General features: G+C 34.9%; 27 protein-coding genes. 9 read left to right on the plus strand and 18 right to left on the minus strand.

Annotated features, from left to right (window positions below):
• Window positions 1–5 precede the first annotated feature (5 nt).
• From HMPREF2937_RS03475 to HMPREF2937_RS03485, 3 genes are all read right to left on the minus strand, one after another.
• Window positions 6–1,382: an aldehyde dehydrogenase gene (locus tag HMPREF2937_RS03475; protein ID WP_070864045.1), complete on the minus strand. Its 1,377-nt coding sequence runs from the start codon at window positions 1,380–1,382 to the stop codon at window positions 6–8.
• Between the two features lie 218 nt (window positions 1,383–1,600).
• A complete protein-coding gene (locus HMPREF2937_RS03480) occupies window positions 1,601–2,527 on the minus strand; it encodes a manganese-dependent inorganic pyrophosphatase (protein WP_002481693.1) in 927 nt (308 codons plus the stop codon).
• Between the two features lie 75 nt (window positions 2,528–2,602).
• Complete coding sequence (locus HMPREF2937_RS03485) at window positions 2,603–3,154, minus strand: cysteine hydrolase family protein (RefSeq protein ID WP_002481694.1); 552 nt, start codon at window positions 3,152–3,154, stop codon at window positions 2,603–2,605.
• 119 nt (window positions 3,155–3,273) lie between these two features.
• On the opposite strand from HMPREF2937_RS03485, the gene HMPREF2937_RS03490 reads away from it, so the two are divergent.
• A complete protein-coding gene (locus HMPREF2937_RS03490; protein ID WP_070864046.1) occupies window positions 3,274–4,392 on the plus strand; it encodes a glycosyl hydrolase family 28-related protein in 1,119 nt (372 codons plus the stop codon).
• A gap of 65 nt (window positions 4,393–4,457) precedes the next feature.
• On the opposite strand, the gene HMPREF2937_RS03495 is transcribed toward HMPREF2937_RS03490, so the two are convergent.
• Window positions 4,458–6,020 carry an SLC13 family permease gene (locus HMPREF2937_RS03495; protein WP_023015880.1) on the minus strand — a complete coding sequence of 521 codons (1,563 nt, stop codon included), beginning with the start codon at window positions 6,018–6,020 and terminating at the stop codon, window positions 4,458–4,460.
• A 257-nt stretch (window positions 6,021–6,277) separates the two neighbouring features.
• Window positions 6,278–7,312, minus strand: coding sequence for a 6-phosphogluconolactonase (locus HMPREF2937_RS03500; protein ID WP_070848224.1), 1,035 nt, complete (start codon window positions 7,310–7,312; stop codon window positions 6,278–6,280).
• 167 nt (window positions 7,313–7,479) lie between these two features.
• On the opposite strand from HMPREF2937_RS03500, the gene HMPREF2937_RS03505 reads away from it, so the two are divergent.
• On the plus strand, window positions 7,480–7,890 hold the full coding sequence (locus HMPREF2937_RS03505; RefSeq protein ID WP_023015882.1) for a YolD-like family protein: 411 nt from the start codon (window positions 7,480–7,482) through the stop codon (window positions 7,888–7,890).
• Between the two features lie 72 nt (window positions 7,891–7,962).
• Here the strand turns inward: HMPREF2937_RS03505 and HMPREF2937_RS03510 are convergent, their stop codons facing one another.
• Complete coding sequence (locus HMPREF2937_RS03510; RefSeq protein ID WP_096754678.1) at window positions 7,963–8,139, minus strand: hypothetical protein; 177 nt, start codon at window positions 8,137–8,139, stop codon at window positions 7,963–7,965.
• Window positions 8,140–8,545: 406 nt separating this feature from the next.
• On the opposite strand from HMPREF2937_RS03510, the gene HMPREF2937_RS03515 reads away from it, so the two are divergent.
• The 3 genes from HMPREF2937_RS03515 (at window position 8,546) to HMPREF2937_RS03525 (ending at window position 11,634) form a co-directional block, all read left to right on the plus strand.
• On the plus strand, window positions 8,546–9,589 hold the full coding sequence (locus HMPREF2937_RS03515) for a C45 family autoproteolytic acyltransferase/hydrolase (protein ID WP_002481700.1): 1,044 nt from the start codon (window positions 8,546–8,548) through the stop codon (window positions 9,587–9,589).
• Window positions 9,590–9,882: 293 nt separating this feature from the next.
• Complete coding sequence (locus HMPREF2937_RS03520) at window positions 9,883–10,932, plus strand: ABC transporter permease (protein ID WP_023015883.1); 1,050 nt, start codon at window positions 9,883–9,885, stop codon at window positions 10,930–10,932.
• An 18-nt stretch (window positions 10,933–10,950) separates the two neighbouring features.
• Entirely contained in the window at window positions 10,951–11,634 is a 684-nt protein-coding gene (locus HMPREF2937_RS03525; RefSeq protein ID WP_070864047.1) for an ABC transporter ATP-binding protein, read from the plus strand.
• A 77-nt stretch (window positions 11,635–11,711) separates the two neighbouring features.
• Here the strand turns inward: HMPREF2937_RS03525 and HMPREF2937_RS03530 are convergent, their stop codons facing one another.
• The 3 genes from HMPREF2937_RS03530 to HMPREF2937_RS03540 form a co-directional block, all read right to left on the minus strand.
• Complete coding sequence (locus tag HMPREF2937_RS03530; RefSeq protein ID WP_057510881.1) at window positions 11,712–12,548, minus strand: DUF4097 family beta strand repeat-containing protein; 837 nt, start codon at window positions 12,546–12,548, stop codon at window positions 11,712–11,714.
• Window positions 12,545–13,105: an HAAS signaling domain-containing protein gene (locus HMPREF2937_RS03535; RefSeq protein WP_002481704.1), complete on the minus strand. Its 561-nt coding sequence runs from the start codon at window positions 13,103–13,105 to the stop codon at window positions 12,545–12,547. Before HMPREF2937_RS03535 ends, HMPREF2937_RS03530 begins: the two co-directional genes overlap by 4 nt.
• A gap of 148 nt (window positions 13,106–13,253) precedes the next feature.
• Window positions 13,254–13,739: a hypothetical protein gene (locus tag HMPREF2937_RS03540; RefSeq protein ID WP_226956295.1), complete on the minus strand. Its 486-nt coding sequence runs from the start codon at window positions 13,737–13,739 to the stop codon at window positions 13,254–13,256.
• Window positions 13,740–13,960: 221 nt separating this feature from the next.
• Here HMPREF2937_RS03540 and HMPREF2937_RS03545 point away from each other — a divergent pair, with 221 nt between their 5' ends.
• Window positions 13,961–14,524: a thioredoxin family protein gene (locus HMPREF2937_RS03545; protein WP_002481706.1), complete on the plus strand. Its 564-nt coding sequence runs from the start codon at window positions 13,961–13,963 to the stop codon at window positions 14,522–14,524.
• A 50-nt stretch (window positions 14,525–14,574) separates the two neighbouring features.
• Here HMPREF2937_RS03545 and HMPREF2937_RS03550 read toward each other — a convergent pair whose 3' ends face one another.
• The 6 genes from HMPREF2937_RS03550 to HMPREF2937_RS03575 form a co-directional block, all read right to left on the minus strand.
• A complete protein-coding gene (locus HMPREF2937_RS03550) occupies window positions 14,575–15,303 on the minus strand; it encodes a phenol-soluble modulin export ABC transporter permease subunit PmtD (RefSeq protein ID WP_070864048.1) in 729 nt (242 codons plus the stop codon).
• Entirely contained in the window at window positions 15,300–16,187 is an 888-nt protein-coding gene (locus tag HMPREF2937_RS03555) for a phenol-soluble modulin export ABC transporter ATP-binding protein PmtC (RefSeq protein WP_070864049.1), read from the minus strand. The genes HMPREF2937_RS03550 and HMPREF2937_RS03555 overlap by 4 nt, the downstream gene beginning before the upstream one ends.
• Window positions 16,188–16,209: 22 nt before the next feature.
• A complete protein-coding gene (locus HMPREF2937_RS03560) occupies window positions 16,210–16,890 on the minus strand; it encodes a phenol-soluble modulin export ABC transporter permease subunit PmtB (RefSeq protein WP_057510885.1) in 681 nt (226 codons plus the stop codon).
• Entirely contained in the window at window positions 16,887–17,777 is an 891-nt protein-coding gene (locus tag HMPREF2937_RS03565; protein ID WP_070864050.1) for a phenol-soluble modulin export ABC transporter ATP-binding protein PmtA, read from the minus strand. Before HMPREF2937_RS03565 ends, HMPREF2937_RS03560 begins: the two co-directional genes overlap by 4 nt.
• A complete protein-coding gene (locus HMPREF2937_RS03570; protein WP_002481711.1) occupies window positions 17,774–18,154 on the minus strand; it encodes a PSM export ABC transporter transcriptional regulator PmtR in 381 nt (126 codons plus the stop codon). The genes HMPREF2937_RS03565 and HMPREF2937_RS03570 overlap by 4 nt, the downstream gene beginning before the upstream one ends.
• Before the next feature lie 164 nt (window positions 18,155–18,318).
• Complete coding sequence (locus HMPREF2937_RS03575) at window positions 18,319–18,510, minus strand: SE1626 family protein (protein ID WP_002481712.1); 192 nt, start codon at window positions 18,508–18,510, stop codon at window positions 18,319–18,321.
• A gap of 192 nt (window positions 18,511–18,702) precedes the next feature.
• Here HMPREF2937_RS03575 and HMPREF2937_RS03580 point away from each other — a divergent pair, with 192 nt between their 5' ends.
• Both HMPREF2937_RS03580 and HMPREF2937_RS03585 read left to right on the plus strand, forming a co-directional pair.
• Window positions 18,703–19,998, plus strand: coding sequence for an aminotransferase class I/II-fold pyridoxal phosphate-dependent enzyme (locus tag HMPREF2937_RS03580; RefSeq protein WP_070864051.1), 1,296 nt, complete (start codon window positions 18,703–18,705; stop codon window positions 19,996–19,998).
• A gap of 388 nt (window positions 19,999–20,386) precedes the next feature.
• Window positions 20,387–21,412, plus strand: a complete 1,026-nt coding sequence (locus HMPREF2937_RS03585; protein WP_070864052.1) for a threonine aldolase family protein — start codon at window positions 20,387–20,389, stop codon at window positions 21,410–21,412.
• A gap of 104 nt (window positions 21,413–21,516) precedes the next feature.
• Here the strand turns inward: HMPREF2937_RS03585 and groL are convergent, their stop codons facing one another.
• A complete protein-coding gene (gene groL, locus HMPREF2937_RS03590) occupies window positions 21,517–23,136 on the minus strand; it encodes a chaperonin GroEL (protein ID WP_002481715.1) in 1,620 nt (539 codons plus the stop codon).
• 38 nt (window positions 23,137–23,174) lie between these two features.
• The gene (gene groES / locus HMPREF2937_RS03595; RefSeq protein WP_002481716.1) at window positions 23,175–23,459 is read right to left on the minus strand and encodes a co-chaperone GroES; all 285 of its coding nucleotides are present in this window, start codon (window positions 23,457–23,459) and stop codon (window positions 23,175–23,177) included.
• Window positions 23,460–23,675: 216 nt separating this feature from the next.
• On the opposite strand from groES, the gene mroQ reads away from it, so the two are divergent.
• Window positions 23,676–24,419: an intramembrane glutamic endopeptidase MroQ gene (gene mroQ / locus HMPREF2937_RS03600; protein WP_070626462.1), complete on the plus strand. Its 744-nt coding sequence runs from the start codon at window positions 23,676–23,678 to the stop codon at window positions 24,417–24,419.
• A gap of 88 nt (window positions 24,420–24,507) precedes the next feature.
• On the opposite strand, the gene HMPREF2937_RS03605 is transcribed toward mroQ, so the two are convergent.
• Entirely contained in the window at window positions 24,508–25,971 is a 1,464-nt protein-coding gene (locus HMPREF2937_RS03605) for an SdrH family protein (RefSeq protein WP_070864053.1), read from the minus strand.
• Window positions 25,972–26,166: the final 195 nt, after the last annotated feature.

A 26,166-nucleotide genomic window follows, 5' to 3' on the forward strand; every position in this document is an offset into this window, starting at 1 on the left:
TTTTACTATTTGAATAAGTTTTTAATATAAGAGAATTTCCCTTTGTAAGGCGGGAATATTATTCCAGATTCTAAGCGTGTAGTTTTATAAATATATGATTTCTCGTGTGTGAATGTATAGAACGAATACTTACCATGATACTTACCGAAACCAGAAGCGCCTACACCGCCGAATGGCAGATTTGGATTCGCTAACTGCATTAACGTATCATTGATAGCACCGCCGCCAAAGGATAGTTCATTTAAGACACGATCCGTATTATTTTCATCTTCACTGAACAAATAGAGTGATAACGGACGTGTTCGTGCTTGAATAAATTCGACCGCTTCATCAAATGTTTGATACGTCAACAACGGTAAAATCGGTCCAAAGATTTCTTCTTCCATCACTGAATCTTGTGGAGTCACGTTATCTAATACCGTTGGCGCAATATAACGTGAAGGTTCATGTGTTTCACCGCCGATAACCACTTTATCTTGATTGTCATGAATCAATGCTTGTAAACGCTCAAAATGCTTATCATTCACAATGCGTCCGAAATCTTCACTTTTATCCGGTTCTTTGCCATAGAACTCTTTAATAGTACCTTGCAAGGCTTTGATCAAGTCTGCTTTGACCGACTCATGGACCAAGATATAGTCAGGAGCTACACATGTTTGACCCGCATTGATAAATTTTCCAAACGCAATACGTTCACTTGCGACTTTCAAATTCGCTGTCTCATCTACAATAACCGGTGACTTGCCGCCAAGTTCTAACGTCACAGGTGTCAAATGACGACTTGCTGCTTCATATACAATACGTCCGACACGTTCACTGCCTGTAAAGAAAATATAATCAAATGGTTGTTCTAACAAGACTTGTGTCTCTTCAACACCGCCTTCAACTGAAGTAATATAAGCTGATTCAAATGCTTCTTCAATGACTTTTGTAATCACAGAAGCTACATTCGGTGTCAGCTCTGAAGGTTTGATAATTGCTGTATTACCAGCTGCGATCGCACCAATTAAAGGTTCAAATACAAGTTGAACTGGATAGTTGAAAGGTCCGATAATCAAAACTGTGCCTAATGGTTCTTTTTTAATATAACTTTTACTCGGGAACAAATAGAGCGGCGTGTTCACTTGTTTCGTTTTCGCCCATTTATGTATATCTTTACGAGCGGCACTGATACTTTTTAATACGACACCGATTTCGGTCGCATACGCTTCTACTTTATTTTTTCCTAAGTCTAAATGCAATGCGGCTAAAAGTTGATTTTCATATTTATTAATCGCATGTTTCAAAGCTTTAAGTTGTTTTCTACGGTATTTAATATCTTTAGTAATATGCGTTTTAAAATACCCTTGGCAGTCTTTAAATTTTTCCTCGATTGATTTCAAAGGTTCTCTAACTCCTTTCGTACAATTATCCTTGTTACTCAATTTTACCCTAATTTTAATCTTTTATAATGATTTTATTACTTTTACCAACACTTCAATTACCAAAATTTATAATAAAAAACTGGAAAAAGCAAGATGACACAATGAATGCTTGTTTGTTTATCATCTTAGCCCATTCCAGTTTAATCTATATTCATGTATAAACAGCGTCTAACTGCTTATGATAATGTTTCAGTGATTGGCGGTACGATTTGTTTCTTACGAGATACTACACCTGGTAAGAATGCTGTGTTGTTATCTAACTCAACACCAAATGCTTGCGCAATTTTATCTTTGTCTTCACCTAATACTAAGATAGCTGAATCACTATTTAAAATATCTGTCGCAACTAATACGAAGATATCATATTCAGCATTATTTAATGTTTCAGTGATAGCTTGTTCTAACTCAGCTTGACGGCCTAAAATTTCATTTAAGTCTACTGTGTTAACTTGGCCGATACGTACTGTGTAATCACCCATGTTGAATGATTTTGCATCTGCATTGATTAATTCAACTGCTGTTTTATTCAATGTAGAAGCACCTGCTTTTAACATTTCTAAACCGTATTCTTGTGCATCTACACCAGCAATTTTTTCTAATGCTTTTGCTGCGTCTTTATCTTGCTCAGTGCAAGTTGGTGATTTGAATAATAAGCTGTCTGAAATGATGGCAGATAACATTAAACCAGCGATTTCCGGTTTGATATCAAAGCCTTTTTCATTGAACATTTTGTATAAAATTGTTGCTGTGCAACCTAGTGGTTCTGCACGGTAGCATAACGGACCAGCTGTGTGGAAGTTAGCGATTCTGTGGTGATCCACAACGTGGCGGATATTGGCACCTTCAATTGAATCTGCACTTTGTTGGAATTCGTTATGGTCTACTAAAATAACGTCTTTACCTGTTAAATCATCTGATAATAATTCTGGTGCTTCTACTTTAAAGTAATCTAAAGCATATTGCGTTTCAGGGCCCACTTCACCTAAGCGATATGCTTTCGCAGAAGTATTGCCGTTTAATTGTTCAAATTCAGCCATAATGATGGCAGAGTTAATTGCGTCTGTATCTGGACTTTTATGCCCGAAAATATAAGTACTTTCCATGTCCTGAGACACTCCTTGTCATTAATTATTGTAATTCATACCTATTTAATCCTATTTTATCACGAGTCTATTCTGTTATTCTACCTTCGCACCTAAGACATTTTTAAAATGTTCTAACGCAAAGTTATGACCTTCTGGATTAAACGATGCAACACCTTTTGTCGGTATAGTGATTGCATACCCTTTATTATAACCGGAAATAGCTGTATGCAGTACACAAATATCTGTACATACACCAACAATTTCGATTTCAGTAATACCGCGTTCACGTAATAAACTATCTAAAGGTGTACCAAAGAAAGAATCGTAGCGGCGTTTATCTAAATAATGCACATGTTCATGTGATTCAATTTTTTCATAAACATCTTTAACTTTACCGTATAAATCTCTTCCTGAAGTGCCTTCGATATTATGCGGCGGGAATAATTTACTTTCTGGATGATACGGATCGTTTTCATAATGCAGATCCATCATGACAAAGATTGCTTCCCCTTCTTTATCATACGCTTCCATACGTTCTGCGATAAAATTGTCTAGCGCCTGACCAGGTTCTCCACAAGTCAACTTGCCGTCCGGTGCGACAAAATCATATGAATAATCTACAACAATTAAAGCTTTTTTTGCCATAATGCGTTACCCCCAATTTTGTGATATCTTGTTAATTAATAGGATAACCTAAATTTGACAAATTATCGAGTTTACCCCGTTTTATACAAAGAATGAAATAAAGAAAGCAGGTCAAAACCATGTTGATATACCCAACTGAATTCGGATTAACAGGTCAAAATAAACATAAGGATACAAAAGCATTACAGCATGCATTAAATCTCGCAAAACAACATCCAGGCAGTATGATTTTTGTGCCGAAAGGAGAATTTCATGTCAAACGTGCCTTAACGATTTATGAAGGCACGACACTATTCTTACATGAAGAAGCAATTATTAAGCGTCAAGGCAAAGATGCATTACTTAAAAATGGGATGCGAAATGGACTTTATCATGGCTATACCGGCAATAGCCATATCACAATTATCGGCGGTACATTCGATATGAACGGAAGTCGTATTCCAGACAACAACACTGCGATGTGCTTAGGTCACGCACAAAGTATTGTATTATATAATATCCGCTTCAAAGACATCGTCGGCGGTCACGCAATTGATGCATGCGGTGTTGAAGATACGCTGATCACACACTGCAGTTTTGAAGGCTTTTTAGATATTGATGGTGATCGCAGCTTTTCTGAAGCAATACAACTTGATATTCAAGTACCAGGTGCTTTCCCTAAATTCGGAACGCGAGATGGTACAATTACTAGAAACACTATGGTTTCTGAATGCTATTTCGGTCCTTCAGAAACACCAGGCTTCAAGAGTTGGAATCGCGCAATCGGTTCACATGCAACACGTCACAATCAGTTTTATCACGATATTTTTATCTATCGCAACACGTTCCATCAAACACAAGATTTTGCGTTGACACCTTTTAAAGCACACAGCTTATATATCATGGACAATCATTTCTTAAATTGTGCTGGCGGCGTGCGTTTTTTAGGCACGAAAGATGATAAAAACACTGCAGATGTACTGACTGGACAACGTATGGGAGCTCAAGGCGGTCGTGAACTTTATATTATTAATAACCAGTTTGAAGGGCCTATGACCAAAGACGCGATTCATATTCGCGGTTACTATAATACGCAGCACAAAGATGTATTAATTGCTGAGAATCAGTTTGATACATCACAAACTTTAACATTGCATGATATTGATGGTCTGTATTTAGATCAACCACAACTAAAACCTGCACAAATCAAACGTCGCAACCTTTCACACATCTATCAATCACCAGCACTTAAATCATAATTAAAATCAACATAAAAGAAGGAGATAGGTTTAAAGTACAATACTTTAGCCTATCTCCTTTATTATTATTTAAGTGGTTTTAATGGTTCGCTAATATCTATTCCTAATGCATATGGCATTAAGAAATAAACTACTAATATAATGAGAACTGCACTGATTAAGTTGACCCAGAAGCCGACACTTGCCATTTTCTTAATAGAAATCAAACCTGTCCCGAAGACAATAGCGTTCGGTGGTGTACCGACTGGCATCATGTAAGCACAGTTTGAAGCCATTGCGGCTGGCACCATTAATAATAATGGGTGCACGCCGATTGCGACAGATAGTGTTGCTAAAATTGGTAAAATCATAGTCGCAGTCGCTGTATTGGATGTAACTTCTGTTAAGAATAACACAAACATAGTGATTACAATCACGATGAGTAAAGGACTGACACCATTTAATGCTGTCAATTGTGCACCTAACCATTTCGCTAAGCCGCTCTCTGAAATACCTTTTGCTAGAGCTAAACCGCCTCCGAATAAGATCAGTACGCCCCATGGCAATTCTTTCGCAACTTCCCAGTCAATAATGCGTTTGTATTTTTTATTATTTTTAGCTGGAATAATGAATAATAAAATTGATACGAACATCGCAATCGTACCATCTTGAACAAGTGAGGTCGGTCCCCATTGTTTGAGTAAAAACTCTCTGATAATCCATAAAATACTTGCTGTGGTAAAGACAGTGAAAACAACTTTCTCTTCAAATGTGACTTTGCCTAATTCTTTCAACTTGGTTTTGATTAAATCATCACCGCCAGGCAAATGTTTCAATTCTTGTTTAAAGGCAACAAAACGTAAGTAAACCCAAGCCAAGAATAATAAGATAATAACTGTCGGAATACCAATCAACATCCATTTCGCAAAGCTGATTTCTTCACCGAATGCTGTATGGTATTGCCCTTTCAAAATAATTAAAGGCGGTGTTCCAATCAATGTTCCCATACCGCCAATCGTTCCTGCATAACCGATCGCAAGGACTAATGACTTTTCAAATTTAGATAAATTGTGTTTATGATGTTCTTTATCGTTCAAAGCTTTCGCTTCTGCGATAATCGCTAAGCCGATTGGAATCATAATCATTACTGCTGCTGTATTAGATACAAACATTGATAAGCCGCCAGTTGCTAACATAAAGCCTAATAAAATTTTCCCAGTACTTGTTCCGATACTATTGATAATAATTAAAGCTACGCGTGTATGTAAGTTCCATCTTTCCATCGCAATCGCAAGCACGAAGCCGCCTAAGAATAAGAAAATAATATCATTACCATATTCAGAAGTAACTTGTGCAGGATCCATGACATGACCTATCGGCATCAGCACTAATGGCATTAAGCTGGTTGCCGGAATAGGAATCGCTTCTGTAATCCACCACACCGCAATCCATGCAGTACTTGCTAAAACGAAAACCCCTTGATGTGATAAACCTTCAGGATGTACAAACATTAAAATCAACGCAAAGAGTACAGGTCCTAAAATCAAACCTATTAATTGGCCTAAGTTATAAGATTTTTGTTTCTTTGGTTGAGAAAAGAATGTCAGACGTCCCGGTATGCGAAAAGTTGTTTGATGTGAATGACGCATAACCAATCCCCCCTTGAATTCAACATGTTTTACTTTAAATCAATCGAAAATTAAATCTGATACTGATTTAAAGCACCCCTGTACATGTTGTTTTTTTAATTTTATCACAAAAATCCGTATATTTAACCAAAATAATGCAAACGGTTACATAACCTTTTATAATTCATATGATAAATAATTCTTATAACATTTCCATAAAAAAACCAGCACCTATCAAAAGATGCTGGTTACTCTATAGCATTTACAACTGTTTTACTTTAATCAAAAATGACACAGACACCTTCTGCAGCATGTTGTTTGTCATCTGTTAATGTCAGTTGGCCTGTTTCTTTATTACGTTTTAAAACAGTCACTGGAGAATCCCCTTCTTGATGTGCACATACAATATATTGATCATCATCTGAAATATTGAAGTCACGTGGGAATTCACCGCCAGTTTTCACGATTTCAACTAATTTTAATGCGTCACCTTTGTCGCTGACTTCGAATACTGCAATACTGTCGTGACCACGGTTGCTGACATATAAGAAACGTTGGTCATGAGATAAATGTACTGCAGCTAGTTTCGTCGCTTCTCTGAAGTCATCTGGAATCGTTACATAAACGCCTACTTCTTCAAAATGGCCGTCATCATATTTAGTAACACTCACTTTATTTGAAAGTTCATGTACAACATATGCATAAGGTTGATTTTCATGGAATGCGATATGGCGTGGGCCATAACCTGCAGTAAATTCAGATACCGCTGCTTCATGATAGCCTTCTTCATCATATGTGTAGCTGACTACTCTGTCTGTACCTAAATCGCATGCAGCAACATATTTTTTATCTGGAGTTTGTTGCACATAATGGACATGTGCATGTTCTTGACGTTCATGCGGGCCTGTCGGATATTTATGTTCCAACTCTTCAATCAAACGTACAACTTCACCTGTTGCTGCATCTAATTCGTATAAACGTAAAAGTCCTGCACCATAGACCGCTTCAAATAAATAATTGCCATCTTCTGATACAGAAATATAACATCCTGTGCCTTCGACAGAGTCTAAGCATTTATTAAGTAAAGTCAATGTGCCGTCATTTTCAACTCTGAAACTTGCGACACCGCAGCGTTCGCCTTCTTTCGTAATCGCATATAAAAATTGATTGTGGCGTGCAATAAAAGTAGAAGCCTCAATTTCATAGGCAGTCGCAACTTCAGTGACTGCTGCTTTGTCTTCGTCTAGTACGAAGCGGTAAATCCCTTTACCCTCTTTCTTTGTGTAAGATCCAATATAACCTGATTTCGTCATATTATTACCTCCTCATCTTACCTCCTATTGTACGGGATTATTCTGAAAAATGATAATAGTTCAATTCTGAAACGGTTTTCTTCTGCTAAACTATTAATTACAGTTGAAAACACGAACAAGTGTTCGTATAATGAAATTATCAACTCTTACTCAAGCAGGTGATAGTGATGGAAACGTCTAAAGAAGAAACAGATTATCGAAAAATTCCACGGGAGGAGCTCGATGCGAATATCCCGATGGGCAGAGGCATGGTGAAATGGGCACCTTTTGCGACATTGCCCGAACAGTTTGAACGTCTGCATCAATATGCGGTAGATCAAACTAAGATAGAACGCCCTATTTTATCTGAAGATCAAATTCATGAATTGAACCAACAGATTCATATCGCATTTCAAGAACAATGTCCCATTCGTGTGCGCTACTTTAAAGGAGGTTGGATACAAACTATCAAAATGATGCCAGACAAAATCAATTACTTAGATCAAGTCTTAATCGGTATCAATCTGAAACAACAGCAGCAAATTAAACTTTCTTTGCTTGATATTGTCCAAATCACATTATGTCGTAACGCTTCTTAGCCTTTTAGGCTCATGAAAAAAGCACTTGCTGAATTCAACTCAGCAAGTGCTTTTACATTAATTCTATTACAATTAATTACTGTTGCCTGATTCAATATCAGCAACGATTTCTTTTGTTCTTCTTTCGATATCTTCAAAGTCTTTCTTGAAGATGAAAGCAAATACAGCCACACCTACGCCAACTACAACTGACACGATAAGTGCTAAACTGAAGAAGAATTTAAAAAAGCCTTTAATAAAGTCTAACATTTTGATTTCACCTCTATAAAAATAATCGCCTGCATGCTCTAATAATAGCATACTTAAATTGGTCATTAAAACATATACCCTATATTAAAAAAGCTAAAGCATGTCTAAAGCCATTATACTAAAAAGAGGCTAACCGAAAAAGGTTAACCTCTTAAAATCACAAGAATTACGAATTACGCGCCTCTCCACCATCTGTAAACAGCGGCATATGCTTTATTATAATAATCTTGTACCATATGAATCACCTCTAAACGTAATCTATCTTCGTTTCAAGTGACATTTACAAACCGTATTTACAGTTTTTTCTCTACAAATATATTATAATATGGTTTGATTTCCCAAGTCTATTAATAAATAATTACATTCTTGTAACATTATCAAGAGAAACATTAAGGGGTTATTTTGAATGCAAAAAGTACACTCAGATATTATGACATTTCGAGGATCACATTATGATTTAGGTGTTGAAACAGGCAAGTGGATGAAAACAACTAAACTCATGCAAAATAGAGAAAAAGAATGGAAGAAACGCTTACCACGCTTTGATATCGATGTTAATGAAACACATGCAATCTTCCAACAATATGCACCGCAAATTTGGGAAGAATTAATGGGTATGCGTGAAGTGCTTGAGTTACCGATTAGACAAATTGTTTTTAATTTTGCACACTATCGCTTTACACCTATTAAGAAAGACAGTGGCTGTACAGTCTTTCTTGGCGACAATTATTTAGTGCGCAATTATGACTATCACCCTGCCACATATGATGGTCGCTATTTATTATATGAACCAAATGACGGTGGATTAGCCCAAATTGGTCCTACTTCTCGCGTCACAGGCAGAATGGATGGGCTTAATTCTGCGGGTCTCGCTATGGGCTATAATTTTATGCATCGTAAACATCCACAAGACGGGTTTGTTTGTTATATGATTGGACGCTTAATTTTAGAACTTTGTCGTGATACAGATGAAGCCATTCGTTTATTAAAAGAAATTCCTCATCGTAGTTCATTCAGTTATATTATGATGGATAAACATAATCAACACGCGATTGTAGAAGTGACACCTAGAGGTCTAGATGTACGTTATGATCGTACGTGCACTAACCATTTCAAGTTGCTGACGCATGAAAATCGTAACTACACCAAAGAATCTAAAGCACGATTAGCTAAAACTTTAAAACAAACAGATATCCATATGGATAAAATGAAAGCTTTTGAAGTTTTTAATGATCCGCAATATGAAATTTACAGTAAGCTCTTCAGCAGCTGGTCTGGTACTATTCATACATCTATGTATCAACCAGAAACAATGAAAGCTTGGATCAGTTTAGGCGAAAATCAAACACCTGTATGTATTGATTTTAATCAATGGCTTAACCACAACGAACTAGACATTACCTCTCTTCATGGCGAAATCGATACAGACATTGCCTTCGCATCTGAATAATAGATTAAAAGCGGAAAGACACTGTGCTAAAGTCTTTTCGCTTTTATTTTTATCTGCTCTATTAGAAAAAGCAAGACTTTACTTGATTTAATAATATATTGAAATTCTTTATCCCAATCTAAATTAACTCCCAACTCACTTCTTTTATTAAAAGTATTCGCAAAAAAGTTTGATACATTTTGCTTTATTTTTCATATTTGAGTTATATAAGTTATAATTGATTAATTAAGTTGATAGTCTTCAATCATAATCAACTCAACATTCAAAATTAAATACTCGAGAGGAGTTCTCCTATGTTTTTAGCTTGGAACGAGATGAAACGAAATAAATTAAAATTCGGATTAATCATCGGTGTGCTGATTATGATCAGTTACCTGCTCTTTTTACTTTCAGGCCTTGCAAGCGGTTTAATCAATATGAACCGTGAAGGTATAGATAAATGGCATGCAGATGCGATTGTCTTAAATAAAGATGCGAATCAAACTGTCGCTCAATCTGTCTTCGATACAAAAGAAACAAAAAATACATTTAAAGAATCCGCATTACTCAAACAATCTGCCGTTATTGTTTCTAATGGTCAAAAAGAAGAAAATGCCCTCTTATTCGGCGTATCCAAACAATCATTCTTAATTCCTAAATTACTAGAAGGACATAAATTTAATAAAGATAATGAGGTCATCGCAGATGAAACTTTAAAAGATAAAGGCTTTAAAATCGGCGATAAATTATCTTTATCCCAATCAGATGAAAAGCTGAAAATTGTTGGATTTACGGAAAGCGCAAAATATAACGCATCACCTGTATTATTCGGTAATTATAATACAATTCAAAGTATCAATCCGAAATTAACCAAAGATAAAACGAATGCTGTTGTGGTTCGTGACAAAGATTGGAAAGATAAATCACTCAATTCTGATTTAGAAGCGGTCAGCATTGAAAACTTCGTTGAAAATTTACCTGGTTACACTGCACAAAATCTGACACTTAACTTTATGATTACTTTCTTATTTATTATTTCAGCAACAGTCATCGGTATTTTCTTATATGTCATTACACTTCAAAAAACAAACTTATTCGGTGTATTGAAAGCACAAGGTTTCACAAATGGTTACTTAGCTAAAGTCGTTTTAGCACAAACCTTTATGATTTCTTTAATCGGTACATTAATCGGGTTAGCACTGACACTAATCACAGGTGCCTTTTTACCGAATGCTGTGCCTGTCGCATTTAATCCTGTGACATTAATCATCTATGGACTTGTCTTGATTGTTGTATCACTCATTGGAAGTCTGTTCTCTATTTTAACGATCCGTAAAGTAGACCCATTAAAAGCCATTGGATAAAAAGGAGTGAAAATACTAATGTTAGAGTTTAAAGACGTCACGAAGCGTTTTAAAGATGGTAATAAAATTATCGAAGCTGTTAAACCAACGACAGTACAATTTAATAAGACCGAACTCGTCGGCATCATCGGCCCCTCTGGATCAGGAAAAAGTACGTTCTTGACGATGGCCGGAGCATTACAAACACCGACTGAAGGTGAAATTTATGTGAATGGCCAAGTCATTACACATCTTTCTCAAAAGCAATTAGCACATACGCGTATGAACGAAATCGGCTTTATCTTGCAAGCCACAAACTTGGTTCCTTTCTTAACAGTCAAACAGCAATTTACCTTGTTGAAAAAACAAAAGAAAGATGTGCTAAGTGATGAAGCATTGACTAACTTATTAGAACGATTAGGTTTAAGTGAAGTTCAAAATAAGCTGCCAAGCGAAATTTCTGGCGGCCAGAAACAACGTGTTGCGATTGTCAAAGCATTGTATACAAATCCATCTATTATCTTAGCCGATGAACCTACCGCTTCACTAGATACTGAAAATGCGATGGAAGTCATGAACATCTTAAAGAAAGAAACCAAGGAATTAAATAAAACCTGTCTTGTCGTAACACACGATGAACGTTTAATGAAATTCTGCGATAAAGTATACCAAATGGAAGACGGCGTTTTAGAACAACAACAAACAGAATCCAGCACATTATAATTGAATAGAAATATAGACAAAGAAAAACGATTTTCATCTAACATTTGATGAAAATCGTTTTTTTGTTGAAACGTTCATTATTCGATTGTGATATTACCTTTATTCGTATAGAATTCTAAAACATTTTCACCCTTACCGACTTTATCATTTTTAAAGTGAGGATTTTTTACCAACTTCTTACCTTCAGCAGGGTTTAATCTTAACAGTGTATCTTTCGGCGGGTGTAAATAGCTTAACGTAATATTGCCACTTTTCGTTGAGGCTTTAATATCACAAGAATTCGCCATCTTTGAGAAATTGATATGACCCGTACCTAATATAAAAATACTTTCTTTTACTAATGAATGATCTCCACTGATACCGCCAGAATGAATTTTGAAATTGCCGTTTTTTAACGTACTATTTTCAAATGCCAACTTACTGCTCTCTGATTTCATATCTACACTTTCCAACTTGGAATCTTTAATATGTACATCTGAAATGTTATTCCAAATTGTGGTTGTCGCAGCTTGTACACCATCCAATTTAATTGCGCCGATATCTGTTGAAATATTAATATCATTTAATTGTTTCTTTGGTACCTCGACAATCATTTCTTGTTTCGTTCTTTTGTATGGATTAATATTAGGCGCTATTTCATCCTTTTTATCTTCAGAAATTTTAAGGATATGATTATGTTCTGAGAAATTAATAGGACGTTGTCCTTTATATTTAAGCTTCAATTCCTTACCTTGTACAATTTTGATGTCTGCACGATTGCCGCTGATTGAAATATCTTGAATGTCTTTATTATGAAATGTTTTTTCAACACGCTCCTCTGGCAAATTACTTTGATCATGAACAAACCAGACTAAAGTGCCGAGTGAGAAGAAAGCAACAAACGTGATCATGCCAATTAATAAAAGTTTTCTCATGCGCTTATGCTCCCTCTAATCAATTTCAAATTCCAACGTAAATACTTCAGAATTAATTTATAAATCACTTCAACCAATTTGAAGATAAAGACAATAAAGATAATTCCAAGACCTGTGTAACTAAAGGCAAATAAGAAATCGCTGAAAACAAATTGTGAAAATCCGCTCATCACATTCGCTACAAATAAAATGATTGGAGATAATAAAAGTACGAGCGAAGCAAGCAATAATATAATCATAAATATAACCACAAAGAATAATGGAATCAATATGATAATTAAAGATAAAATGCCTAGACCTAACGTAGCGAGAACAGCTTTGGTGACATTTTGTGCGTTCGGCGCATATTCAGCATTCTTGATAGCTTTTTGCGCATAAATTTCTTTTGCTATTTTTTTCGGGCTTTCCATTTCATTTAGAATATCGTGTTCTGAGCGCCCTTCTCTTTCACCTTCGTAGAACACATCTTCGTATTCATACATAATTTTATCTTTTTCGTCTCTAGGCAACCATCTTAATTCACTTTCTAAATCATTTAAAAATGTAATTTTATTCACAATGGCCACCTCCAAAATCTACTTGAATTATACTTTAACTTGCAAAGCTTTTAAAATGTTTCCCCTTTGGCCTAAAGAAAATATTATCTTATGTAAAAAGATGGCCGCTTAAATTGCCTTTCAAGTACGCCATCTTTAATTAGAATTCTCATTTGAAATATTCAATTCGTTTAATTTCATCATCTTGATATAAGACTTTAAGTTTTAAATGATTTTCTTTATCAACATAATTCAACGTTTTATAACCATTCTTACCTTCTGTTAATTGGTAACTGCTGCCTAGTGCTTGAATGACATCGCTGATATCATCTCCTACTTTAAAGCCCATGTTCGTTTCAATTTGTTTATCCTTAATAACAACCATTCCATTAATTTTATGATGTGCCTTATCAACTTTCACCACAAAATTAGGATGCTTATCATTGTAATAAAACGCAAAGCGGTCGACTTGAATATTATGATTTTCATTAAAACCCTTTGGATTAAATGATTGATTCATCTTCATGTTGTTAATTGTCATTTCTGATAAATCAACTGATTTTGTACTACTCATATACCCTGAAATCAATAAAGTTATTACACTTATCGTTGAAAACATAAGTACTGCGACTAATTTATACTTCAAAAGAATCACTCCTTTTTACTGCTCTTTCGTATGTATTTTTCGCACATATTTATCATACTACTATTTTTAGAAATTGCACGGTGCTATTTCACTTATATATTACTTTTTCTTCAAAATATATTAACTACATTTGCAACACTATATAATCTTTAGAATTTTCACAACCTTTCCTTTTAATTCTGAATCATTTGTTGATATAATATTATCAATTAACAAAGGGGGTTTTATCGATGACAAAATTAGAAACATATTTTCAAAATGCTCAAGATTTAGATACGTATATCTCTGAGATGAAAGAAAATCAAGAAGGTCTGCTTAAGATTTATGAAAGTTTTACAGTACCTGAAGATGATTCACGTATCGAACAAGTCAAGCAAAAGTCATATCGTAAAGTACTCGCAATTTCTGAAGATTGGTGTGGGGATGCCATGATGAATATTGCGATCTTAAAACACATCAGCGAATTGTTAGACCTCGAAGTACGCGTCTTTCATAGAGACCAAGACACAGACTTGATTGATCAATATTTAACGAATGGTAAAGCACGTGCAATTCCAATTTTCGTATTCTTAAATGATCAATACGAACAAGAAAATGTATGGGGCCCACGCGCAAAAGCTGCACAAGTCTTCGTTGAAGAAACTAGAAAAAAATTACTTCCAGATAAAGATGATGAAAATTATGATGAAGCCGTACAACAAACTCATGTTGTCATCAGCAACCGCTTCAAAACAGATTCAAATCTTTGGAAAGAAGTTTACAACTCTATCATGAACAAATTACTGAACCCATAATAAAACTGCCGGAAGCTAGAGTACATGAACTAGCATTCCGGCTTTTTTGATTAAATATCTTTTTTTGTAATGTATAGCGTATTAGTAACAAATAAGACAACAATCGAAGCCGCTGAAATAAACCATTGCCAATTACTGAATTTGAAGTCCCCTGTCGTTGTTTTGTTCGTTAAATAACTGAACGGAATATACTTCAATGCTTTTTGGATATCATCTCCAATTTTCGGAATCATAGGTAGAAATGGTTCCGCAAATGGCACAATCAAGACTAAGAATATACCTAACGCATAAATCAATGCTGGTTTTGGCACGATTAACGCTACCAAGAATAACAACAGACCAAAGAATAATAAGAAAATAAAGTAGAACCATAAAATCTGCAACATCTTCTCATCTTTCACATCAGGTCCTTTTGTAACGGCTTGAATAATTAAAACAAGCACATCTAAAAGCACTGTGATTAAAATCGCGATAAATGCGATAGATAAGACTTTCGCAATGAAATACTTTATACGATTGCTCGTTTTGTTTAAATACAATTGAATCGTACCTTGAGAAATATCTCTTGTGATTGTTTTAATCATAAACAGTAATCCAACTATAGAGAAGAACCAGCTGCCCATGGCCATAATAATATCTCCATCTACTTTATGCATTTGTTGATTAATCAATGCTGTCATCCCGATAATTGGAAGTAATGTTAAAATAAGTGCTAAATACGTTAATGGACTTCTTAAGATACTGATAATGTCATGTTTTACGAGTTGGAATAGATTCACTTTTTCTCACCTCTTTGATTAATATTGAAGTACGTATCACGTAATGATTGTTTACGTGTTTCAATGTATTCTGGGAAGACGTCTAATCCTGCAAGTCCTTTTAATAATTCTTTGTAATCTTTGATTGATTTTAATGAAATTTCACCAGAATCTTTATGACTTTGTAAGATACTGAAATGAATCGTCAAATAATCTAAAACCTCTTTAAATTTCTCATCTGATAAGTCTTTTCCTAATTCCAAGACTGTCACATCTGTCGGTGTCCCTTTCGCCATATCCACATCTTGTACAAAATGGCCATCTCTTAAGAACACTGCACGGTCACAAATTAATTCAATGTCTTCTAATTTATGACTCGAAATCAAAATTTTCATATCTAACTCTTTAACTAATCGCTGAATGGTCTCAAGCACATCAATTGAACCATCTGGATCCATACCGTTTGTCGGTTCATCTAAAATTAAATATTTCGGTTTATTCATCAATGACACTGCAATCGCAAGTTTTTGTTTCATACCCATAGAGTATTTTTTGACTTTCTTTTTGATATAAGGCGCCATGCCGAATGCATCAATAATACTTTGTGCATAAGCTTTGTCGTAGCCTTTACCTAAGACTTGCGCAAAGATTTTCAAATTATATAAGCCTGATTTATTATCATAAAGTTTAGGGTGCTCAATTAAATAACCGACGCGTTCATCAGGACCTAAATTTACCTTTCCTGAGTAATTAATAATGTTGCCGTTCATGACTTTCATTAATGTCGTTTTACCTACACCGTTTTTCCCAATCAAACCGACAATGCGGCTTTGTTCAAATTTAAAATCAATATTATCTAATACCTTGTTAGAACCGTATTGTTTTGTAATATGTTCAAGTTTCATCAAAAGACCTCCTTTTAAATGACTATTGATTTGAATTAATTTTTTTAAGCTGATAAAAATATGTTCCCACAAAAATTACGATACATAATAAGCCAGACCAAAGCACAAACCTATTGATATAAACTTCCACCATTTTGTCTGACATCATATCAAAACGTTCTGTCACAACTGCGATCAACAAGAAACCAATTGCGATTAAAATCGGTACAACAATATTCGCAACAACGATATAGCCCCAATAAGGAATAAAATCCCTTCTGACTTCAGAACTTTTGGGGAAAGCGAGTGCGTGACCCAAAAGGTTAATTGCGATAAATGTCAAAGGCGTCATCAGTTCAATACTATTAATCTCTGCACCTTGCGGCACGTCATTATACACAATCAACACGATTGCACCTGCTAATGCTAACAATAGTGTTGTTAAATAATGTGTATTTAACTGCTGACGTGCTGAAAAAGGTAAGCTGTGATTGAAGTAATAAGCTTTATTACCGCCTAATTTAAATTGCAATCTGAAGACTTGTCCGCTATCAAAAATAATGATAAACATAACAAGCGCCGCAAAGATATTTTTAATAATAAAACTCCATACCGAATCACCTTTAATCAATGGCAATACAACTGGCGCAAGTATAATCATCAATGCATAAACAATTAAAGTATATTTTCTTAATAGTAAGTTTCTTTTGAGCAATGTCTTCATAACACTTCACCAAGCTTTGCTTCATCTAAGCCACCCTTTTCTACATTAACCATCAATTCTTCAATGGTCGGTTTAGAAATTTCTACTCGGTCACCAAAGATTTCTTTGAAAGCATCCGCTTCTTTCGTTAATCCTACATAACCCGTTTGTTTAATTTTCAAATTGATAATGTAACTTTTTAATTCCTCATCCAAATCTTCGACACTACCACGTATTAATTGGTAATCATCCAACAATACATATTTCGGTTCATTGAAGATAATTTGCCCATCTTTAAGATAAACAAGATGATCTGCGATTTTCTCAATATCTGAAATTATATGTGTTGAAAAGAAAACTGAAACATCTTCATTAATGAGTTCTTCTTGGATAATTTCTAGTACTTCATTTCTTGCGATAGGGTCTAATCCTGCTGTCGGTTCATCTAAAATGAACAACTTCGCATGATGACTGAATGCAATCGCAAAGGAAAGTTTCATCTTCATTCCTGTTGAAAACGTCTTAATCTTCTTCTTAAGCGGAAGTTTAAATCGTTCTATGTAGTGGTGAAAAATATCATGATTCCAATTGCGATACATCGGTCCAATACATCGCTCTACTTTTTCGATTGTCCATTTTTCATTCAAGTATAATTCCGAATAAATAAAACCGATTTGTTCTTTGATTTCTCTTTCTTGTTTCGGCATTTCATGTCCAAGCATTTCAATATATCCAGATTCTCGATGAATCAAGTTCATCAATAAACGAATAATGGTTGTTTTACCTGCACCATTAGCGCCAATGAAACCTGTCACATAACCTTTTGGAACATGAAATGAAATATCTTTAAGCTCGAAGTTTTTATGATGATACGAAAGTGACTGTACATCGATAGCTTTTTCTATCATTCATTTTCCTCCTCATAGATTAATGCTAAGATTTCATTCAACTCTTCAAGCGGCATACCGATTGTTTTTGCTTCTTTTACTAATGATTTCGTTAAATCTTCGATGACTATAAATTGCTTTTCTTTCAATATCGCATTGTCTTGCTCTTTAACGTAAGTACCCTTTCCCCTGATTGTGGTCACAAACCCATCTTTCTCCAAATCTTCATAAGCACGTTTGGTCGTAATTAAACTTACGCGTAAGTCTTTCGCAAGTTCTCTCATAGAGGGAAGATGATCACCGGGAGAAATATAACCTTTGAGTATATTTTCTTTAATCTGCTGCTTGATTTGTTCATATATCGGATATTCACTATTATTCTTAAGCAGTATTTTCATCTAACTTCCTCCCTAACTGTATATACACAGTATACACAGATATAACAGTTATGTCTATGATTTTTACGTAATCTTTACATAATCACTCAAAAATAAGTCTTTTCTGTATATATTGTATATACACAGAAGCAATAAAAAAGTAACTGCACAATGCACTTGTACAGTTACTTTTTACGTTTATACTGTTCTCTTTTCTTCCGATCATTATTACGACTGATAAAAGCACAAATCATGAACATGATGGCCGCTAAAAACATTTTAATACTTGCGCCTTCATCTTCAATAAATTGAAAATAAGCACCAGCTAAAAACGCTAGAATTGCGATAATCACAAAAATTTTAGTCAAATGTTTCAATATTTTCACCTCAAATATAATCAGTATATCAAATAATTATTGGGTATTCATGGTTAGTTTTTCTATTTTTAAGGATACATTTAGAATAATCGACCATATTTTCTGAAAATCGTCGTTCTCTACTTTCTATTTAAGCTCATTCAAGATAATATAGTAATGTATGAAGACTTTAAAAAGTGAGGCGGAATTATTATGAATCCATTAGCGCTTGATTTAAATGAGCAACTTACACAATCTAACCCTGTGATATTGGACATGCTGTCTGACTTAGGTAAACACATGTTTTATCCTAAAGGCATTTTATCTCAATCAGCAGAAGCTAAAGCAACAAAGTATAACGCAACAATTGGTATGGCGACAGATGATAATGGAAAATTATACTCTGATACAATCTACGGTTTATACCAACATCTAGATCCAGATGAAATTTTCCCTTATGCGCCACCGCAAGGATTAGAAACATTACGTGCGTTATGGGAAGAAAAAATTCTAAAAGAAAATCCTGATCTAGAACAAAAACAAATTTCTAGACCTATCGTGACAAACGCATTAACACATGGCTTATCTATTTTAGCTGACTTATTTGTTAATGCTGGTGATACGTTATTATTACCTGTACAGAACTGGGGCAACTATAAATTAATTTTTAATACGCGTCATGGTGCTGATATTCAAACATATTCTATCTTTGATGAACAAAATCGCTACACAACTGATGGTTTTGTTGAAGCTTTAGAAAATTATGATCAAGACAAAGTCATCTTATTGTTGAATTACCCAAATAACCCAACAGGCTATACACCAACTGCAGATCAAGTTGATGTTATCGCTAAAGCAATTAAAGACTTAGCTGATCGCGGTACTAAAGTAATTACAATTGTTGATGATGCGTATTATGGTCTATTCTATGAAGATGTTTATACGCAATCATTATTCTCAGCATTAACACAGCTTGAATCAGAAAATATCTTACCGGTGAGATTAGACGGTGCAACTAAAGAATTCTTTGCTTGGGGCTTACGTGTCGGCTTTATTACTTTCGGTATTAATGATGAAATTACTAAAGCTGTCTTAGAAGCTAAAGTTAAAGGTTTAATCCGTAGTAATATCTCAAGTGGTCCTATGCCTTCACAAAGTGCAGTTCAATATGTATTGCAACCTGAACATCGTGAAGCGTTTGAAGCGGATGTGCAACGTCACATCGATACTTTACGCGAACGTTATGAAGTCACAAAATCAGTGGTATATGATGAGCAATTTAAAGCTTACTGGACACCTTATGATTTCAACTCTGGTTATTTCATGGCAATTCAAGTTAAAGATGTTGATGCGGAAGCATTACGTAAACACTTAATCGAAGCATATTCTATCGGTACAATTGCTTTGAACAAAACTGATATCCGTGTTGCTTTCAGCTGTATCGAAAAAGACGATATCCCTCATGTGTTCGAATCTATCGCAAAAGGTATCGCTGACTTACAACAATAATAAATAATTAGTTAAACTCTGATCGACCGCTTAGTCCATCAGAGTTTTTTTATGTATGATCACTTAAAAAAGCGTCTGTTTTACTACCATAATATGAATTGTCAAAAAATCGCTATAATTTATATAACTCCTCTATTTTACAGTATTAACAGCCAAAGCTTTGCAAGATTAAAATATAAAAGTATTATCTTGTAGTTGACACAATCAACTAACCGCATTATTATTAAAACATTCTCTAACTGTATAAGACTTTTGAAAAGATGTGATTTTGGTACATTAGTTCTTGAATTCTAAATAATGTTTTCAGAATATTGGTACTACTTATGCCTCTTTTGCTTTGCAGCTAGAATTGCATTATAAAAAATACTATGAATTGGAGGAAGGACCCATGATATCTTTTGAAAATGACTATCTAGAAGGTGCACATGAAAAAGTTTTAGAAAAATTAGTTCAAACTAATTACGTACAGGAGTCTGGATACGGCAATGATACATTTACTTCTGATGCAATTAGTAAAATCAGACAAGCTATCGATATGCCAGAAGCTGCTATTTATTTTCTAGTCGGTGGAACACAAACGAATCAAGTTGTAATTAACGCAATGCTAAACAAATACGAAGGTGTCATTGCCGGGGACACTGGTCACATCAGTGTACATGAATCCGGTGCGATTGAATTCAGTGGTCATAAAGTATTAACGGTACCTTCTGACAATGGTAAAATCACTGCTGATCAAGTAAAAAATTATATTGATGACTTCTATGAAGACTCAAACTATAAACATATGGTTTATCCAGGTATGGTTTATATTTCTTATCCTACTGAATACGGAACCTTATACACAAAATCAGAATTAGAAAGCATCTCAAACATGTGTAAAACATATGAGATCCCATTATACATTGATGGTGCGCGTTTAGGTTATGGTTTAGTCAGTGATGAAGCTGATTTAGATATTAAGGATATTGCCAAATATGCAGATGTCTTTTACATAGGTGGTACTAAAATCGGAGCTTTATGTGGTGAAGCTATTGTCTTCACAAGCAACAATGAGCCGAGGCACTTTACATCTATTGTTAAACAACACGGTGCCTTACTTGCGAAAAGCCGCTTAATCGGTGTTCAGTTTGCTGAATTATTTACAAATAACTTATATTTAGATATCAGTCGACATGCAGTGGATATGGCAATGCAATTAAAACAAGCATTTGTTGAAAAAGGCTACCAACTCTATTTAGATTCACCAACCAATCAGCAATTCTTTATTATGAACAATGAAACAATTGAAAGATTGAGTGAATATATAAAATTCACTTGTTGGGAGAAGTATAACGAGACGCATAAAATCGTACGCTTTGCGACCAGCTGGGCAACACGTGAAGAACATATCGCCTACCTTAAAGCACATATTTAAGTAAAATTTATCAAAAAAGACGCTTCATTAGCTATACATACTAATGAAGCGCCTTTTCTATTGATAGCAGTTTATGAATTAAACTGCTTTATTTATGATATCTCTTACATCATGCCTGGCATGCCCATTCCTGGGTTGCCTGCATCATTATTTTCTTCAGGAATTTTAGCTACTACAGCTTCTGTTGTTAAGAACATTGCTGCTACACTTGCAGCATTTTGTAATGCTGAACGTGTTACTTTTGTAGGGTCTACGATACCTGCATCTAACATATTCACCCATTCACCAGTAGCTGCGTTGTAACCAACACCTGGATCTGCATGTTTTAATTTTTCAACGATAATTGAACCTTCTAAACCAGCATTTTCAGCAATTTGACGTACAGGTGCTTCTAATGCTTTTAAGACGATATTAATACCTGTTTCAACATCACCTTCAGCTTCAATTTCGCTGACACGTTTGTATACATTCACTAATGCAGTACCGCCACCAGCAACAATACCTTCTTCTACTGCTGCACGTGTAGAGTTCAATGCGTCTTCGATACGCAATTTACGTTCTTTTAATTCTGTTTCACTTGCAGCACCGACTTTAATTACTGCTACGCCGCCAGTTAATTTAGCTAAACGTTCTTGTAATTTTTCACGGTCGAAATCTGAGTTAGTTTCTTCAATTTGTGATTTGATTTGTGATACACGTGCATCGATAGAATTTTTATCTCCGTCACCGTTAACAATTGTTGTATTGTCTTTAGTAACTTCCACTTTATTCGCTGTACCTAACATATCAATAGATGCATCTTTCAAGTCATAACCTAAGTCATCAGTGATGAACTGTGCACCTGTTAAAATTGAAATGTCTTCTAACATTGATTTACGACGATCACCGAAACCTGGTGCTTTAACTGCGACTGCAGTAAATGTTCCACGCATACGGTTTAATACGATGTTTGTTAAAGCATCACCTTCTACTTCGTCAGCAATGATTAAAATCGGGCGATTAGATTGAACAATTTGTTCTAATAATGGAAGGATATCTTGGAATGAGCTGATTTTTTTATCAGTCACTAAGATATATGGACGTTCTAATACAGCTTCCATTTTTTCAGAGTCAGTTACCATATATGGAGATTGGTAACCTCTATCAAATTGCATACCTTCAACTACGTCTAATTCTGTGTTGAAGCCGTTTGATTCTTCAATACTGATAACACCGTCATTACCAACTTTATCCATTGCTTCTGAAATGTATCGGCCGATTTCTTCATCAGCTGCTGAAATAGCACCAACTTGTGCAATTTCATTTTTATTTTCAACTTTTTGAGATTGATCATGTAAAGCTTGTACCGCTTCGCCTACTGCTAAATCAATACCTTTACGTAAACCAACAGGGTTCGCACCGCTTGTTACGTTTTTTAATCCTTCTTGAATCATTGCTTGTGCAAGTACTGTAGCTGTTGTTGTACCGTCCCCAGCAATTTCATTTGTTTTATTCGCAACTTCTTGCACTAATTTTGCACCCATATTTTCATATGGATCTTCAAGTTCAATTTCTTTCGCAATCGTTACCCCGTCATTTGTAATTAAAGGTGCAGTAAATTCTTTGTCTAGCACCACGTTACGACCTTTAGGTCCGATTGTTACTTTGACTGCATTCGCAAGTTGATCTACACCGCGAAGCATTGATTGACGTGCATCTTCAGAAAATTTTATTTCTTTAGCCATATGTTTATAGCCTCCTGTTATTTGTTATGATTGATGTATTATTGTACGATAGCTAGAATTTCCTCTTCACTGATAACAAGGTATTTGTCTTCACCGACTTGTACTTCACTTCCGGCATATTGTTCAAATACCACAGTGTCGCCTTCTTTAACTTCAGGCGTAATAACAGTACCATTATCTAAAGTTCTGCCTGGTCCGACTGCGATAACTTTACCTTCATTAGATTTTTCTTTCGCTTTATCAGTTAATACAATTCCGCTCTTAGTTGTTTGTTCACTTTCAACTCTTTGAATTATCACGCGATTCCCTAATGGTTTAAGCATGGTCGTTCCTCCTCTAATCTGTTGCAATTGTTTATTTCATATTTGATTTATTTACATATCAAGTTTTGTTTAGCACTCTCATATCCTGAGTGCTAATCCACTTTCTATATTAATCAAAATTGGTCAATACATCAAGCAATTAGAATTTTATTTTCCTCGCACAAACTTTTAGTTTAAAATGAATATAGCAACTAGATAGTATGGAGGAGTTACATTATGTCACGACTATGGTTTTCAATCCTAACCTTGATCGTTTATGGACTTGCATTGTTCGGTCCACAGATGTTGTATCGTGCTGGTTTGTTTGATCATTTTAAAGGCAAACAACTTATGCTTACGACATCATACACACAAGTCATTTTAATGATTTTAGCAGCATTGGTAATTTTGTGGATGAATTATAAAATCAAAAACAAAACACGTTTAGAATTACAACCGAAAGTCCAAAAACGTTATGTCATTCTTTGGGCCATTGTAGGGCTCATTGTCGTACTGTTATATCAAATTATTGCTTCTCTATTAAATCATTTTGTATTTAAAATCGATCAGCCAAGCCCGAATACAACCGGCATTATGAAAATTATTCAAGAAGCACCTATTTTTATTGTACTCGTGGCAATTGCTGGACCTTTCTTAGAAGAATTCGTATTCAGAAAGGTTATCTTCGGTGAGATTTTCAATATTCTTAGAGGTAATAAAGTCATACGTTTTATCATTGCTGGCACAGTCAGCTCAGCATTATTCGCTATGGCACATAACGACCCAAACTTTATTTTAATTTATTTTGGTATGGGCTTTATTTTAGCTGGTTTTTATATTTACACCAAGCGTATTGCCGTACCCATTTTAATTCATATCTTCATGAATAGTTACGTGGTCGTCATTCAATTATTATTCGCAGACGATCTTAAAAAAATGCAAGAATCTGTATCATTTATTTTTCATATGATTGGATATTAAAAAATCACGCAACAGGTTACTCTCGAACTTGTTGCGTGATTTTTTTGAATTAGGTTCTATTAATATAGTTACTAATCTAAATACTATATTATTGCTTCTTTCGTTTCATAATCATTAATACAATAAACCAGATAAATGCAACCCCGAATACAATTAACAAAGTGTTGAGTAAGCGTGGGTATTTCTGATTATCAGTTGTTTTTTCTTCTTGTTTCTTCTTCGCTTTATCTGCATTTTGTTTTGTATCTTCTGAAGGTTTAGTTGTCTGTTTAGCTTCAGCATGCTTATCTCGTTTTACTTCTTTTAAATCTGGCATTGAGCCTAAGTCACTTGTTACTAATCCTAAAATTTGCAAGTCTAGATTTGCATAATATTGTTGCGCTCTCATAGGACTGAAATACTGATATTTGAAGTAGCCCGTACTTTGCTGTAAATTATTTAAATTACTATTATTACTAAAATTTTGCGGTTGCAACACTGCATGAACATCATCTTCAGTAGACTGCGTATCATCACTAATCATACCTACTTGATGCACGATGAATGGATTATATCTAAATGATCCTGTAATCAAATGTCCATAACGGTCACCAATTAAACCTAAATTTGAAAAAGGCATTACTTCATCCGAAGCTTGCTGTTCATTTAAGCCTCCATTTAAAGAAGGTGTTGCCGAAGCGAAATTAGAACTGTTCGGTATATAGTCAGCTGATGGATGATAGCTTGAAGTTGGCGTGACTTGTTGATTCGGTTGATATGAATTTTGTCCAGATTTATTGTTGCTTGGTAAATTATTGTCTGATGGACCTTGTTCTGGTGTTTCTGGTGTAGTGGGTCCATCTGGCATTGATGGTTCTCCTGGTTCAGGCTCCTCTGGTGTTGGTTCGTCTGGCACAGGTTTTTCAGGTGATGGTTCAACTGGATGTGAACCGCCCTCTCCTCTTTGTGGAATCGTACCGCCACCTTGTCCTTTATCATTTTCACTATTATCTTCAGGTTTTTCTGTATTATCGCCTGAAGATGGTTTTTCTTCTGGATTTGTTTCTTCAGGTTTTGGTTCCTCTGGATTTGGTTCTTCTGGATTTGTAGGTTCGGGTTGGGTTTCAGTATTATTACTGCTGTCATTTGGGTTGTCCGAACTTTCTGCACCTGTTGAACTGCCTCCAGGTTGATCGTTTGGTTGAGGTTTTGTCGTATCTTGTGAAGTGTCTTCTTGTGTTGTATTTGTCTCCTCATTTGTCGATGTATTATTTGATTGTGTTGTTGTTTGGTCTTCTTTTTGTGTTGTAGTATCACTCTGTTGGTTTGGCTGAACACTAGATGAAGTACTTTCATTTGAAGTGTCACTCGGACTTTGAGTTAACGTTTCTTCTTCAGGCGCGCTTTGATTATTTAAACCATCTGATTGTGTTTTAGTTGTTTCTGTTTGTTTTGAAACAGGTATTTGTTGATTATTTTGTGCTTGTTCTGCGGCATGTGTTACTGTACTTGGTAATAGCAGCCCAGTTGCAGCGATGGTCAATGTTAATTTTTTGTATACTTTCTTTTTCATTTTAACGCACCTCCTTTTATCAAATATAGCAATCAACTTAAGTATATAAGAACTTATCTTTAAATTCTATATGTATATTAGAATGAAAAGAAGTGTTAATATACTTAATAATTTGTAATAATCCAAATAAAGCACTTAAATATCAGATTATTATCAATATTGGAAATTCATAACGTACTTTAGTACAGTAATATT

The organism is Staphylococcus sp. HMSC061G12, from assembly GCF_001838465.1.
Classification (GTDB): Bacteria; Bacillota; Bacilli; order Staphylococcales; family Staphylococcaceae; genus Staphylococcus; species Staphylococcus simulans.

What these genes read in the sequence shown, in the direction of transcription:
- HMPREF2937_RS03480 (WP_002481693.1), bottom strand. Translation starts at nt 2,527, where the DNA reads ATGGAAAGTACTTATATTTTCGGGCATAAAAGTCCAGATACAGACGCA.
- HMPREF2937_RS03485 (WP_002481694.1), bottom strand. Translation starts at nt 3,154, where the DNA reads ATGGCAAAAAAAGCTTTAATTGTTGTAGATTATTCATATGATTTTGTC.
- HMPREF2937_RS03490 (WP_070864046.1), top strand. Translation starts at nt 3,274, where the DNA reads ATGTTGATATACCCAACTGAATTCGGATTAACAGGTCAAAATAAACAT.
- HMPREF2937_RS03495 (WP_023015880.1), bottom strand. Translation starts at nt 6,020, where the DNA reads ATGCGTCATTCACATCAAACAACTTTTCGCATACCGGGACGTCTGACA.
- HMPREF2937_RS03500 (WP_070848224.1), bottom strand. Translation starts at nt 7,312, where the DNA reads ATGACGAAATCAGGTTATATTGGATCTTACACAAAGAAAGAGGGTAAA.
- HMPREF2937_RS03505 (WP_023015882.1), top strand. Translation starts at nt 7,480, where the DNA reads ATGGAAACGTCTAAAGAAGAAACAGATTATCGAAAAATTCCACGGGAG.
- HMPREF2937_RS03510 (WP_096754678.1), bottom strand. Translation starts at nt 8,139, where the DNA reads ATGTTAGACTTTATTAAAGGCTTTTTTAAATTCTTCTTCAGTTTAGCA.
- HMPREF2937_RS03515 (WP_002481700.1), top strand. Translation starts at nt 8,546, where the DNA reads ATGCAAAAAGTACACTCAGATATTATGACATTTCGAGGATCACATTAT.
- HMPREF2937_RS03520 (WP_023015883.1), top strand. Translation starts at nt 9,883, where the DNA reads ATGTTTTTAGCTTGGAACGAGATGAAACGAAATAAATTAAAATTCGGA.
- HMPREF2937_RS03525 (WP_070864047.1), top strand. Translation starts at nt 10,951, where the DNA reads ATGTTAGAGTTTAAAGACGTCACGAAGCGTTTTAAAGATGGTAATAAA.
- HMPREF2937_RS03530 (WP_057510881.1), bottom strand. Translation starts at nt 12,548, where the DNA reads ATGAGAAAACTTTTATTAATTGGCATGATCACGTTTGTTGCTTTCTTC.
- HMPREF2937_RS03545 (WP_002481706.1), top strand. Translation starts at nt 13,961, where the DNA reads ATGACAAAATTAGAAACATATTTTCAAAATGCTCAAGATTTAGATACG.
- HMPREF2937_RS03555 (WP_070864049.1), bottom strand. Translation starts at nt 16,187, where the DNA reads ATGAAACTTGAACATATTACAAAACAATACGGTTCTAACAAGGTATTA.
- HMPREF2937_RS03560 (WP_057510885.1), bottom strand. Translation starts at nt 16,890, where the DNA reads ATGAAGACATTGCTCAAAAGAAACTTACTATTAAGAAAATATACTTTA.
- HMPREF2937_RS03565 (WP_070864050.1), bottom strand. Translation starts at nt 17,777, where the DNA reads ATGATAGAAAAAGCTATCGATGTACAGTCACTTTCGTATCATCATAAA.
- HMPREF2937_RS03570 (WP_002481711.1), bottom strand. Translation starts at nt 18,154, where the DNA reads ATGAAAATACTGCTTAAGAATAATAGTGAATATCCGATATATGAACAA.
- HMPREF2937_RS03580 (WP_070864051.1), top strand. Translation starts at nt 18,703, where the DNA reads ATGAATCCATTAGCGCTTGATTTAAATGAGCAACTTACACAATCTAAC.
- HMPREF2937_RS03585 (WP_070864052.1), top strand. Translation starts at nt 20,387, where the DNA reads ATGATATCTTTTGAAAATGACTATCTAGAAGGTGCACATGAAAAAGTT.
- groL (WP_002481715.1), bottom strand. Translation starts at nt 23,136, where the DNA reads ATGGCTAAAGAAATAAAATTTTCTGAAGATGCACGTCAATCAATGCTT.
- groES (WP_002481716.1), bottom strand. Translation starts at nt 23,459, where the DNA reads ATGCTTAAACCATTAGGGAATCGCGTGATAATTCAAAGAGTTGAAAGT.
- mroQ (WP_070626462.1), top strand. Translation starts at nt 23,676, where the DNA reads ATGTCACGACTATGGTTTTCAATCCTAACCTTGATCGTTTATGGACTT.
- HMPREF2937_RS03605 (WP_070864053.1), bottom strand. Translation starts at nt 25,971, where the DNA reads ATGAAAAAGAAAGTATACAAAAAATTAACATTGACCATCGCTGCAACT.